The organism is Sphingomonas sp. YR710 (assembly GCF_900101455.1).
Lineage (GTDB): Bacteria > Pseudomonadota > Alphaproteobacteria > Sphingomonadales > Sphingomonadaceae > Rhizorhabdus.
In genome coordinates this window covers 75929-88255 of the sequence record NZ_FMZJ01000006.1, presented here as the reverse complement: position 1 = coordinate 88255, position 12327 = coordinate 75929, and the positions used below count along the sequence as shown (strand labels likewise).

11 protein-coding genes are annotated in these 12327 nt (G+C 63.3%); 4 read left to right on the top strand and 7 right to left on the bottom strand.

Features of this window, described 5'->3' with window-relative positions; all coding sequences use genetic code 11:
- Positions 1-68: 68 nt before the first annotated feature.
- The 5 genes from BLS13_RS21205 to BLS13_RS08920 form a co-directional block, all read right to left on the bottom strand.
- Positions 69-359 (bottom strand): hypothetical protein, encoded by a 291-nt coding sequence (locus tag BLS13_RS21205; RefSeq protein ID WP_093451482.1) that lies wholly within the window; start codon positions 357-359, stop codon positions 69-71.
- Positions 360-454: 95 nt separating this feature from the next.
- Positions 455-1081, bottom strand: coding sequence for a TMEM175 family protein (locus BLS13_RS08935; protein WP_176943511.1), 627 nt, complete (start codon positions 1079-1081; stop codon positions 455-457).
- Positions 1082-1148: 67 nt separating this feature from the next.
- Complete coding sequence (locus tag BLS13_RS08930) at positions 1149-2597, bottom strand: efflux transporter outer membrane subunit (protein WP_256325778.1); 1449 nt, start codon at positions 2595-2597, stop codon at positions 1149-1151.
- A 2-nt stretch (positions 2598-2599) separates the two neighbouring features.
- Entirely contained in the window at positions 2600-3805 is a 1206-nt protein-coding gene (locus BLS13_RS08925; protein ID WP_093451478.1) for an efflux RND transporter periplasmic adaptor subunit, read from the bottom strand.
- Positions 3750-6926: an efflux RND transporter permease subunit gene (locus BLS13_RS08920; protein WP_093451476.1), complete on the bottom strand. Its 3177-nt coding sequence runs from the start codon at positions 6924-6926 to the stop codon at positions 3750-3752. Before BLS13_RS08920 ends, BLS13_RS08925 begins: the two co-directional genes overlap by 56 nt.
- A gap of 154 nt (positions 6927-7080) precedes the next feature.
- On the opposite strand from BLS13_RS08920, the gene BLS13_RS08915 reads away from it, so the two are divergent.
- A complete protein-coding gene (locus tag BLS13_RS08915) occupies positions 7081-8007 on the top strand; it encodes a LysR family transcriptional regulator (RefSeq protein WP_093451475.1) in 927 nt (308 codons plus the stop codon).
- Between the two features lie 23 nt (positions 8008-8030).
- Here the strand turns inward: BLS13_RS08915 and BLS13_RS08910 are convergent, their stop codons facing one another.
- Positions 8031-9401 (bottom strand): aromatic ring-hydroxylating oxygenase subunit alpha, encoded by a 1371-nt coding sequence (locus tag BLS13_RS08910; protein WP_093451473.1) that lies wholly within the window; start codon positions 9399-9401, stop codon positions 8031-8033.
- A gap of 114 nt (positions 9402-9515) precedes the next feature.
- Here BLS13_RS08910 and BLS13_RS20660 point away from each other — a divergent pair, with 114 nt between their 5' ends.
- Entirely contained in the window at positions 9516-9659 is a 144-nt protein-coding gene (locus tag BLS13_RS20660) for a hypothetical protein (protein WP_176943510.1), read from the top strand.
- A gap of 44 nt (positions 9660-9703) precedes the next feature.
- On the opposite strand, the gene BLS13_RS08905 is transcribed toward BLS13_RS20660, so the two are convergent.
- On the bottom strand, positions 9704-10582 hold the full coding sequence (locus tag BLS13_RS08905; RefSeq protein ID WP_093451472.1) for a nuclear transport factor 2 family protein: 879 nt from the start codon (positions 10580-10582) through the stop codon (positions 9704-9706).
- A 439-nt stretch (positions 10583-11021) separates the two neighbouring features.
- Here BLS13_RS08905 and BLS13_RS08900 point away from each other — a divergent pair, with 439 nt between their 5' ends.
- Together BLS13_RS08900 and BLS13_RS08895 are read left to right on the top strand one after the other, a co-directional pair.
- Complete coding sequence (locus BLS13_RS08900) at positions 11022-12077, top strand: class I SAM-dependent methyltransferase (protein WP_176943509.1); 1056 nt, start codon at positions 11022-11024, stop codon at positions 12075-12077.
- A complete protein-coding gene (locus tag BLS13_RS08895; RefSeq protein ID WP_093451469.1) occupies positions 12070-12327 on the top strand; it encodes a hypothetical protein in 258 nt (85 codons plus the stop codon). Before BLS13_RS08900 ends, BLS13_RS08895 begins: the two co-directional genes overlap by 8 nt.

The window sequence follows — 12327 nt, the reverse complement described above, 5'->3', positions numbered from 1 at the left end:
TGTCGAGGTAGCTGCAATCCATGGCCTCCCCCCTCCATCGTCATTCTCGCGAAAGCGGGAGCCCACGATCAAGGCACGCTGGAATCGGTCGGTCCCACTATCCATGGGTCCCCGCTTTCGCGGGGATGACGATGGAAGAAAGGCGGCTTGGACCGCGTAACGACGAGGGGAAGACGCGCAAAAAAACGCGCCGGTCCATCTAACCCGCCGGTGGCGCCTTCGTGCTGGCCGAGCGGATGCTGGCGGCGTCGAAGCCCGCCGCCCAGCGCGCGGATGATCGACACAGTCGCCTGCAGCCGGCGGGTATGAAGATCGAGCGCGGTGCGTTCCGCGGTCAGCGCCGCGGTTTGCGCGATCACGACTTCGAGATAATCGGATGCCCCGTCGCGATAGCGCGTCAGCGCGAGATCGCCGGTGCGTGCGGCGGCGGCATCGTCCCGGGCGCTGTCTCGCCTCAGAAATCTGGTCGCCTAAAGAAAGGCAGCCGACGCGCGATGGGTATTCCGAGCAGAGCCAGCATGCCCCATTGCGCAACGAAGGCGCTCAGGATTACCGCCGCGGCGCTGACTATGGGCATGACCCAGGCGAGACGGCGTTCAACGACAACAGCTTGCTGCGGCACGCCGGAGCTGATCAGTTCGGGGCGCAGGGCGACGAGCGTCAGCCGGGTCTTGAGCAAGGCTGCGATGAGCAGGGATGCCGAATAGAAGACGTAAGGCACTATCGACAGCGATCCGCGGCTGAGCAAGGCCGTGGAAAAGGGCAGGAAGGCGATCGCCATCAGCATCAGCATGTTCGGCCAGATCAGGCTGCGATCAAATTGCGATAACATCGACAGCGTAGCATGATGCGACGTCCAGATCGCGCCGATCACGATGAAGCTTAAAGCAAAAGCGGAGAAGCTGGGGAACAGATGGAAAAGCGCCGCGATCCACTGCGCATCTGTCGCCGAACCCTCCAACTCCGGTACATGGACTTCGATGATCAATAAGGTGATTGCGATCGCAAAGACCGCATCGGAGAAAAAGATCAGGCGCTCGAGCCCATGATCCGGTCCGTGGCTGCCATGCCGATCCGTCATCCCGCGACCCCGTAAACAATCCCGCGCCAGAATGGCGGGCGCTCGAGCGAACCGCAACCGAAGAGCGTCAACCGCCGGGTTTTTGCACGGCCGGCGCCTGGCCAGCGGTTCGCAGGCTGGCGGCATCGAAGCCGCCGCCCAGCGCGCGGATGATCGAGACCGTCGCCTGAAGGCGGCGGGTATGAAGATCGAGCGCGGTGCGTTCCGCGGTCAGTGCCGCGGTTTGCGCGACCACGACTTCGAGATAGTCGGATGCCCCGTCGCGATAGCGGGTCAGCGCGAGATCGCCGGTGCGGGCGGCGGCGGCGGCGGCATCGTTCTGGTCGCGTTCGGCATCGGTAAGGTGGCGGGCGGCGGCGACGCCATCCTCGACATCGCGAACTGCCGTGAGCACGGTCTGGCGATAATCGGCGGCGGCTTCGTCGAACGCGGCACGCACACGGCGAACGTCGGCGCTGCGGCGGCCGCCATCGAACAGGGTGGTGGCGACGGCCAGCGGCCCCAGCGCCCAAAAACTCGCCGGCGCCGTCAGCAGCGCCCCCGCGGTCGTATCATAACCGCCCGATGCCCCCAGGGTCAGCGCCGGGAACCATGCCGCCCGGGCAACGCCGATCCGCGCATTTTCCGCCGCCATTCGCCGTTCGGCGGCGGCAATGTCCGGCCGGCGCTGGAGCAGTTCGGCGGGTGCGCCGACCGGCACCATCGGGATCGCGAAGGCCGGCGTGGCAGGGGCGATCGTGAAGCTTGACGGCGTTTCCCCAACCAGAACCGCTATCGCATGTTCGGTGGCGGCACGTTCGAGCAGCACTTCGGACAGGCGCGCCTTCGCGTCGGAGAGTTGCGCATGGGCGCGGTTGATGTCGAGGCCGGATGCGATGCCGCCTTCATGCCGGACATTGGTCAGATCGGCGGCGCGCGCATAGGCATCGATCGTCTGGCGCAGCAGATCGGCCTCGGCATCGAGCCCGCGCAAGGCGAAATAATTGTCGGCGATGGTCGCGTGCAGACTCAGCCGGGCTGAAGCCAGATCGGCCTGGCTCGCGCGGGCATCGGCGCGGTCGGCCCGCGCGGCGTTACGCAGCCGGCCCCACAGATCGATCTCCCAGCCGATCGCGCCTTCGACCGTCCGATCGGTGAAGGTGCCGCCATTGCCGCGCGCGAGCGGGCGTTCTTTCGAGAAACGCTCGCGGTTGATGTCGGCCCCCGCCGTCACCGTCGGATATAAGGCTGCGCCGGTGCGGCGGGCGAGCGCCGCGGCCTGATCATAACGGGCGACGGCGGCACCGATCGTCGGGCTCGCCGCCTCGGCGCGCGCCTCGAGCCCGTCGAGGGTCGTATCGCCGAAATCCTGCCACCACGCGCCGCGCGGTGCCGCGTCGAGCGGGGCGGCCATCGTCCAGCCGGCCATTTCCTTGTACGACATGGCGGTCGGCGTTGCCGGCGGGCGGTATGACGGCGCCATCGAGCAGCTGGCAAGCACGGCCAGGCACGCCGACAGGGCAAAGGCATGGCGCATCGTCATCCCTTTGCGGGGGCCGCAGCCGGGGCCGTTTCGACGCGCACTTCGTCACCCTCGGCGATCGCGTCGGGCGGGGAATCGACGATGCGCTCCTGGCCAGTCAGCCCTGTCGCGATCTCGACAGTGGCGCCGTTATCGCGGGCGATCGTGATCGGCTGCAGGTGGATGTGGTTGCCGGCGCCGACGATGGCGACGGCCATCCCCTTGTCCTGCGTCACCAGCGCGCTCGATGGCAGTTCGACGATGCCGGCCGCCTTCAGCGGAAAGCTGACCTGCGCATAGCCGCCCGGCTTGAGCAGGCGATCTTTATTATCGGCCTGGAGTTCGATCAGCATCGTGCCCGATGCGACGTCGACTGCGCCGGCGGCGCGGGTCAACACCGCATCGAAATCGCGGCCCGGATATTCGGGAACCTGCAGTTTCGCGTGCATGCCGGCATGGACCTGCGCCGAATAGTTCTGCGGCACGCGCACATAGATGCGGATCCGGTGAACGTCCGACACGGTGAACAACGGCTGCGACGCGGCATTGCCGGCGACGATCAGCGCGCCGATCTGTGCGGAGCGGCTGGTGACGGTGCCGGCGAACGGCGCTTCGATCCGGGTAAAGCCCTGCAAGGTGCCCAGCCGTCGGACGTTGGCGGCCTGCCCCTGTGCGAGCGCGGACTTGGCGGCCAGATCGCCCCGCTTTTCGTCGGCTTCCTGCTTCGACACCGCATCCTTGGCCAGCAGGGCATCCCAGCGGACCGCGGTTGTCCGCGCGAGCGCCTGATTGGCGGCCGCGGTCTGATAATCGGCGCGCGCCTGGGCAAGCTGCAGGTCGATTTCGGGCGCGTCGATGATCGCCAGCGTCTGGCCCGCGCTGACATGATCGCCGATATCGGCCAGCCAGCGGCGGACATAGCCGTTGGTGCGCGCATAGAGCGCCGCGCTGTTGAAGGCCTGCAAGGTGCCTGGCAGCACAAGATTCTGGCTTCCGTCGGACTGCTGGAGTTTCGCCAGGGTGACGGCGGGCACCGCATTTTCCGCTGCGGCCGCTTTCAGGCTGTGATCGGCGCTGACGCGGGTGGCGATACCGGTGACGACGACGATCAGCGCCAATATGCCGGCACCGATCCCGTAGCGGGCGAGGTGGCGGGGGGAGGGGGCGTCAGACAAGGGCTGGTTCCAGTTCCGGGGCAGACAGGGTTTTGGTCCGCTTCGCATGGACGAAGCTGAAGACGACGGGGACGAACATCAAGGTGGCGATCGTCGCGAAGATAAGGCCGCCGATCACCGCGCGGCCTAGCGGCGCATTCTGCTCGCCGCCTTCGCCCATGCTGAGCGCCATCGGCAACATGCCGATGATCATCGCGAGCGCGGTCATCAGCACCGGGCGGAAGCGGACGATACCGGCTTCGAGCGCTGCAGCGACCGGATCGCCGAGCACATCCAGCCGCTCCCGTGCAAAGCTGACGACGAGGATCGAATTGGCGGTCGCCACGCCCATGCACATGATCGCGCCGGTCAACGCCGGCACCGACAGCGTCGTGCCGGTGGCGAACAGGGTCCAGACGATTCCCGCCAGCGCGGCCGGCAAAGCGGTGATGATCACGAACGGATCGAGCCAGCTCTGGAAATTCACGACGATCAGCAGATATATCAGCACGATCGCACCGACGAGGCCGAAGCCCAGCCCCGAAAATGCGGTGTTCATCGTCGAATATTGGCCGCGCATATCGACCGACACGCCTTTGGGGCGATCCTTCTCCAGTTCCTTGAGCGCGGACGCGATCGCGGCGGACACGGCGCCCAGATCGCGGCCCTGCGGGGCTGCATAGATATCGATCAGCGGCGCCAGGTTATAATGGCTGACCACCGTCGGCGAAGTCGAACGGCTGATCGTGCTGATGCCGCCCAGCACCTGATTCTGCCCGGTGGCGCCCGCCACGGGGATGTTGGCAAGATCGCTGAGCGATCCGATCTGATATTCGGGCGTCTGACCGACCACGGGATAGGATACGCCGTTTTCGGGGCTCAGGAAGAAGACGGGGGCGGTCTGCGCGGTGCCGGCCAAAGTCGTCGCGATGCTGTTGGTGACGTCGCGTTCGGAAAGGTTGTACTGGCCGATGCGCGAGCGATCGACATCGACGTTGATCTGCGGATAGCGGGCCGACTGCTGCATGCGCGCGTCGGCGACGCCCGGGATAGCGCGGATCCGGCGCAGCACCTTCGCTGCGAAGGCGGCGTTGTCGGCCATCTTCCGGCCGGTGATCTGGATGTCGATCGGCGCCGGCGATCCGAAATTCAGGATCTGGCTGGTAATGTCGGCCGGCAGGAAGGAAAAGGTCGCCACGGGGAAGGCGCGCGGCAATTCGCGGCGCAGCATCGCGATATGATCGGCCGTCGGCCTGTGATGCTTGTCGAGCTGGATCAATATGTCGCCATCCTGAGGGCCGACCGTGCCGGAATTGGAATAGACCGTGTTGATGCCGCTGGTCGGCAGGCCCATATTATCGACCATCGTGGTGATTTCGCCCGGCGGCAGCAGCGCGCGAATTCTGTCCTGGACATTCTGCATCAGGATCGATGTCGATTCGATCCGCGAGCCGATCGGTCCCCGCACATGCAGCGCGATCTGCCCGGAATCGACCGACGGGAAGAAATTGCGCCCGAGGAAGGGCGTCAGCAGGAAGGACAGCAGAATGACGGCCAGAAAGCAGATCATGAACGGTTTGCGCCTGCCCAACGCGCGCCGGAGAAGATCGGCATAAACGAGCCGGACCCGCTCGAAGCGCGTTTCGAATCCACGCTGGAAACGAACGAAGCGATTTGGAGGCGACGCGTCATGATGGTCGTGGCCGGTGTGCGGACGCAGCAGGTACATAGCCATCGTCGGCACCAGAGTGCGCGACAGAATGAACGACGCGATCATCGCGAACACCACCGACAAGGCCATCGGCACGAACAGGAAGCCGGCGACGCCGGGCAGGAAGAACATCGGCACGAACACGATGCAGATGCACAGCAGCGAAACGAAGGCCGGCGTCACGATTTGCGCGGCGCCGTCGAGGATCGCCTGTATCACGCTCTTGCCCTGCTCGAGGTGCCAGTTGATATTCTCGATCGTCACGGTCGCGTCGTCGACGAGAATGCCGACCGCGAGCGCGAGCCCGCCCAAGGTCATGACGTTCAACGTCTGTCCGAATGCGGCGAGCGCGGCGATCGCGGCGAACACCGCCAGCGGGATCGATATCGCGATGATCGTCGTCGATCGCCAGGATCCGAGAAACAACAGGATCATCAGTGAGGTGAGCAATGCCGCGATCGCGCCTTCGCGGATGACGCCCGACACGGCGGCCTTAACGAAGATCGACTGATCGCCGACGGGAATGATCGTCAGGCTGGACGGCAGGCCCTCCTTGATCCTGGGCAACTTGTCCTTGACGCTCTGCACGATCGCGAGGGTGGAGGTGGCGCCGTTCTTCAGCACGGTCATCAGCACCGATCGGCGACCATCGACATGAACGATATTGGTCTGAGGCGCGCTGCCGTCGCGGACATGGGCGACGTCGCGCATATAGATGGTGGCGCCGTTCACTACCTTCACGGGAAGGTCGTTCAGCGCATCCACCGATGACGGCGCGTTGTTCAGCTTGACGCTATATTGGCGCGATCCGATTTTGGCGAAGCCGGCCGGGTTGATCTGGTTCTGCGCCGCCAGCGCGTTGCCGATATCCTGCGGCGCCAGGCCTTCGGCCTGAAGCGACTGCGGATTGATATCGACCTGGATCTGCCGTTGCTTGCCGCCCGAAGGAAAGGGCAAAGCGGCGCCGGGCACCGTGATCAGCTGCGGACGGATCTGGTTCTGCGCAAGATCGAACGTCTGCTGCTCGTTCAGCCCCTTGCCCGAAACGGCGAGCTGGATGATCGGCACGGTCGACGCGCTGTAGTTCAGGATCAGCGGCGGCGTCGCGCCCGGCGGCAGCTGCTTGAGCACGGTCTGCGATATCGATGTGACCTGCGCGGATGCGATGCGGATGTCGGCGCCCGGCTGGAAGAAGATTTTGACGATGCCGATGCCGGGCAGCGACTGGCTTTCGATATGCTCGATATTGTTGACCGTGGTCGTCAGCACGCGCTCATAGGGCGAGATGATGCGCCCGGACATCTCATCCGGCGGCAGGCCGGTATATTGCCAGGCGACCGCGACCACCGGAATCCGGATCTCGGGAAAGATGTCGACGGGGGTGCGCAGGGCCGCGAGCAGGCCGCCGATGAAGATGAGGATCGCCATGACAATGAACGTCAGTGGCCGCTGCAGAGCGATTCTGACGAGGTTGTTCATGCATTCGATCTCCGATCACCGCCCGACGAAAATGGATCGGGCACGGCGCATGGCCGCTTATCCGCCAGCGGGCACGAATGATGCACTGCACCAATCGACCGACGCCCGTCTAATATCGATTGCCCATGAATTGATATGTTGTACGACCTGATTGATGGAGTTGCGTCATCTGCGATATTTCGTCCGCGTGGCGGAAGAACTGCATTTCGGCCGGGCTGCCGAACGGCTTGGCATGTCGCAACCGCCGCTCAGCCAGCAGATCAGGGCGCTCGAGGCGGAACTGGGGGTCGACCTGCTCGAACGCACAAGCCGGCGGGTGAGCCTGACCGAGGCGGGTGCCCTGTTCCTGATCGAGGCGCGCAAGACATTGGCGCAGGCGACGCATGCGATCGATGTCGCCCGCCGCGCGCGCCATGGCGAACTTGGTGAACTTTCGATCGGCTTCGTGCCGTCGGTGCCGTTCACGACATTCGTGGCCGACGCGCTGGCGGCGTTTCGCGAAACCTATCCGGCGGTGCGGCTCAATCTCGCGGAAATGTCCCGCACCCAGCAGATCCGGGATATCCTCGCTGAGGAACTCGACATTGGCTTCATTCGCAATTTCGATCGTCCGCCCTGTCCGGCTGAAATCGAGGTCAGCCTGTTATTTCGCGAGCCGTTGCTTGTGGCTATGCGGCGCGACAACCCGCTGGCGGCCCTGACGCGTCCGCTGGTGATCGAGGATCTGCGCGAACAGCCGTTCGTATTGTACCACCCCGATGTCGGCGTGGGTTTCAACGAGCATCTGGTGTGGCTGTGCACGCAAGCGGGCTTTACTCCATATTGCGTGCAGGAGGCCACCGGCGTGACGACCTTGCTGGGGCTGGTCGCCGCCGGCATGGGTATCACGGTGATCACCCGATCGCTGGCGGCCTTGCAGCCCACCAACATCGTATTTCGCCCGCTCGAAAATTCCGAGGTGATGAGCGGGCTGTGGCTGATTCACCGCGCCACATTGTCATCTGCGGCGCGGCGTTTCGTCGATCTGCTCCACGAGCCCGCCGAAGCGGGCATGGCCGATGAAGGCTTTATCCGAATTTAGAGCCCCTCCCGCTCGACCGACATCTATCTCTGAAGATATTGGTCGACCATGCGGTGGAGGTTCCGGCAGCGCATCTCGAGATATTTGCTGAAGTGCAGGACTTCATCGCCGAGCGCCTCAAGCCCCTGCTGGAGCGGTTCCATATTGGAATAGTCCTGATCATAGACCGGTGCGAGCGCACCCAGTTCGGGGGCGTCGGTCCATTTTTGATCTTCGCCCAGCATGTTCAGCTTTGCCGGCTTCGGTTTCGGTCCGTCCTTGGGTGCCAGCGAGAACAGGAAGACTTCCATCAGCGTCCGATCGTGGCTGATCGGGCGAAAACGATAGGATATCTTGTCCTTGAAGCCGCCCCAGAGATGAAAGTTGGGGAAGATGTCATAGGCGATGCCGTCGAGCACGTCGGCATCGCTATTCTCGCTGAGATCATATCCCGTGCGCGCGCCGACCAGCTGGCGGACCGATTCCGCTGCGAAGGCGCGGGCGCTTATCCCGGCCGGAAGCGCGATCTGCTGCGAGTGATCGAACGCCCGGTTGCCCGCTGCCAGCATGAGCTGGACGCGCCGATTGTCATCGATGCCACGATCGAGAAACGGTCCCGGCGTGATGCCCGTCGGCGCGAGAAAGCGCGTTACATGATCTGACAGGACATCGGTCTGGCAGGAATCATAACCGGAAAACAGATTATATTCCGGATGCGTGCAGATCACATGATGGGCCTCGAGAAAGGCCTCGGCACACACCTTCCAATTGGCATGCGCGACCTTGGCGACATGGACCGACTTGTAGCAATTTTCGATCTTCCAATGCGCGAAATGCTCGGGCATCGGTGCGATCACCTCCAGCAGCGGCGCCGCATCCTGATCGAAGTTGAGGAAGATGAACCCGGCCCAGGTTTCGCAGCGTACCGTCAGCAGCGGAATCTCATCTGCGGCGATCTGAGGAAAGTCCCAGGCGAAGGGATTTTCGGTCAACTGGCCATCGAGGCCCCAGGTCAGCCCGTGATAGGCGCAGCGGAAGGCAGATTTGCAGCCGGAAGCATTGACCAGTGTGCGCCCGCGATGGCGGCAGACATTCTTGAAAGCCTTTATCGTCCCGTCTCGCTGCCGCACGATAAGGACGGTCTGGTCGAGAAGTTCATAGACATGGGTGTCGCCGACGTCGGGGATATCGTCGCTCAGGCAGGCGAACTGCCAGGTCTTCATCCAGACCTTTTCGACCTCGCGTGCGAAGAAATCGGGGCTGGTATAATTGGTCGCGGGAATCGGGGCCGTGCCCAGATCGCAATCCACCGGCGCGAAGAACGCCGGCGACGGACGTGCATCCGTCTTCAGCAGTTCCTGATAGGAGACGGTGGGGGCTGTGCCCTCCTTTAGCAGCTTCCGTTCGATATTCATGTTAGCCCCTCCTCGGCAAAGCTGCACCCGGCGTCCGCCCGTTTCTGCAAGGCAGGCTGCGCGTCGACGGATGCTGCGTCGATATCGGCCTAGGCGCTTGCCGGGCGCACATCTTTGATCCCGGTCAAGATCAAGGTGCTGGGCCTGTCGGGGCGGCGGCGCTACGAGGTCCGGCGCAGCCTGGGCACGGGGCAATGGTCGCCATTTGGCGGAAGCGTTTTTCGGGAGATCCCCAAAAATAAGGGCGTGGAGGCCTGAGCCCGCACGCCCCGATAGATGCAAGAAGTACCCTTGTCGGGTCTTCAGGCCAGGTCGGTGCCGTGGCCCGTCTGGACGATGAAGCGGTTATCCTTGGCAGGAATGAAGAAGTCGACGGTGTTGATCGCAACGGGCGTGTTGTTCTTGCGATCGAGCATCGACACCCGCACTTCGGCGAACAGATACCAATCTTCCATCACGCGGTGGAGGAAGTTGGCGGCGCGCACCTCGAATTTTTCGAAGAATGCCGTCAGGTAATCGCGATAGTCGCTCTTGCTCTGAATCGGGATAAGCGTGCCCGTGTCGTTTACATAGTCACGGATGTTCGCCTGAACGCCATCGTTCATCGTTTCCAGAACGGCTTCGACATCGTTCGCGCGCAGCGCAGCCAGATACTGGTTGTGGAGCTTGAGAAGCTGGCGGCGACCGGCAACCCCTTCGAGCGGCGGCTCGACGGGATCCGGCCCGGTGCCCAGTTTCGAACGGGGTGTCTTGACCCATACCAGTTCCCCGGTGATCCCCTTGCCGGTCGAGACCGGGAAGAGGCCGATAACGGCATTGTCATTGATGACGTCGCCGCCTTTCGGGCGCCCGCGGCTGATATTTTCCTGAAAATTGTACCAGCCGCCATTGAGTTCGACCAAGGGCTCGGCGCTGACCATGTCGCTGCGCCCTCGCACGAACTTGTAGCATTCGCGGATCTCGTCGAAGGTCGAGATGATCGGGGATTTGACGCTGCCGTCGGGATGGACCTGCGGAACGATGGTGTAGGCATAGGGGCCTTCGGGGACGAGCGTCTCCATCAGGCCGTCGATGTTGCCGGCATATTCCGCTTCCATGTGTGTCCAAGCTTCGGTGCTCGAATGGATCGACGCCGTCGCATAGGCATCAAGAAGCTTTGGATCGATATCGATTACACGCATGGTCAGTTCCGACTCCTAGTTTACGCTTCCCGTTGACAATAGACCAATGGGTCGGCGAGCATAGTGCTTTCCCCGGTCGTATTGTCGACACCGGTAGCACCGTCGGTGTGATTTGCGAATGCTATCGGAGTTCTGCATCGCTCGGATTTGCACCTCTAATGTTGATTTTGCGCGATCTTCCGGTTTTTCCAATGGCGGAAATGGCTGGCCGGGGCCGAGGGGGCCGGGCGCTATTTCTCGTCGCCATCGGGCTAGGTCATATCCGCCTGCTTGCTGTTGGGGCGCCCGGCGTCGGGGGGGCCGCGCAAGCGACTTCCCCGTTTTCGTGCAATCGGAAAAATCTGTCTGCCCTGCGGATATCCCGTTACTCCAGGTTCGCTGGAAGGGGGGAGCGCTATAAGCGTCCAGGGGCTGGCATCATGCTCGGCATGGATCGATGATGGACCACTTTCTCAGGCAGCGTGGACGGGCGCTCATCGATTTCGAAGTTGGCGTCAGGCGCGCCGCGAACCGCATGCACATGGCGGTGGAAGGAATATTGGCGGCGAAAGGCGCTCTCGCCGAAACATTGCCCCAAGACATGGATGCCCGTCATGCCTTCGTCGATGATGTGCTTGCGGGCGCCCTAGTCTATCAGGCGCGTGCGCTGTTCGGCGAATGGAGTGCCTGCCAACATGGGCAGGTATGCGAAGCCGCTTTCGAGGAAATTTGCGACGATATTGCGCCGATGCTCGATGCCCTTGCCGACGGCACGACCACGATCGAAGAATTTCCGCAGTTTGTGCCCCCGAGATATTGGTCCGAAGTGTGGTTTCACCGGACTACGGGAGGGTGGGATGCGGGCCCGTACAGCGGTTTCGTGCATGGCGAACTGGTGCATAAACGTTATGTCTCGCGAATCTTTCCGGGGGATATCTATGCCCAGCGACGGACCGTGCTCGACGAATTGCCACGACACGATCATGCGCGGATCCTGGAATTCGGGACGTCGAGCGGCCATTATACCGTCGCGCTCTCGGAGCGGTTTCCCCGGGCCATGATAGTCGGCATCGATCCGTCGATCCGCATGCTCGAACAAGCGCGGCGTGTCGGCAATGCCCTGGGTCAGGCCTGGCAATTGCGCGTTGGCGTCGGCGAGGATAGCGGACTGCCTGATGAGAGTTTCGATCTCGTGACCTCATATGCGATCCACCACGAACTGCCGCCGCAGATCATCGCGCGCTGGTTTGCGGAAGCGTTTCGCTTGCTTGAACCGGGCGGCGATCTGCTGATGGTTGATGTGCCGCGTTATGCGGATCTCGACAGGCTGGTGGCATGGCGGTTCGACTGGGCGGCGAAATGGGGCGGGGAGCCGTTCTGGCGCGCATCGGCCCAGCTCGATCTGGCCGAAGGCGCGCGGGCGGCCGGGTTCGTGGATGTGCATGCGGGCGGAATCGCCCCGGCTGGCAATCCATATGTCGTCTATGGACGCAAACCGGAGCAAGCCCATGGCTGATATTACCCCGCCCCGCCGGATCTTGACCCCGGATCGGATCGACGACGTCGCCAAGGCTGTGCTGGCGTTGGCCCGTGAGCTCTGGGTGTTGCGCGATCGTCAGATCGTGACCGAGGCGGTGTTAGCCACGCGGGGAATCGACATCCGGGCGGAAGTCGACCGCTTCCAGCCCGATCCGGCCCTGCAGGCGGGGCTCGATCGCGAACGCGACCGGATCATCGCCGCGGTCGCGGCGGCATTGGGCGGGTGA

Excerpts from the sequence above, each read along its gene's own strand:
- BLS13_RS08915 (WP_093451475.1), top strand. The coding sequence starts at position 7,081 with ATGGAGTTGCGTCATCTGCGATATTTCGTCCGCGTGGCGGAAGAACTG.
- BLS13_RS08905 (WP_093451472.1), bottom strand. The coding sequence starts at position 10,582 with ATGCGTGTAATCGATATCGATCCAAAGCTTCTTGATGCCTATGCGACG.
- BLS13_RS08925 (WP_093451478.1), bottom strand. The coding sequence starts at position 3,805 with ATGCGAAGCGGACCAAAACCCTGTCTGCCCCGGAACTGGAACCAGCCC.
- BLS13_RS08895 (WP_093451469.1), top strand. The coding sequence starts at position 12,070 with ATGGCTGATATTACCCCGCCCCGCCGGATCTTGACCCCGGATCGGATC.
- BLS13_RS08900 (WP_176943509.1), top strand. The coding sequence starts at position 11,022 with ATGGACCACTTTCTCAGGCAGCGTGGACGGGCGCTCATCGATTTCGAA.
- BLS13_RS08910 (WP_093451473.1), bottom strand. The coding sequence starts at position 9,401 with ATGAATATCGAACGGAAGCTGCTAAAGGAGGGCACAGCCCCCACCGTC.
- BLS13_RS08935 (WP_176943511.1), bottom strand. The coding sequence starts at position 1,081 with ATGACGGATCGGCATGGCAGCCACGGACCGGATCATGGGCTCGAGCGC.
- BLS13_RS08930 (WP_256325778.1), bottom strand. The coding sequence starts at position 2,597 with ATGCGCCATGCCTTTGCCCTGTCGGCGTGCCTGGCCGTGCTTGCCAGC.
- BLS13_RS08920 (WP_093451476.1), bottom strand. The coding sequence starts at position 6,926 with ATGAACAACCTCGTCAGAATCGCTCTGCAGCGGCCACTGACGTTCATT.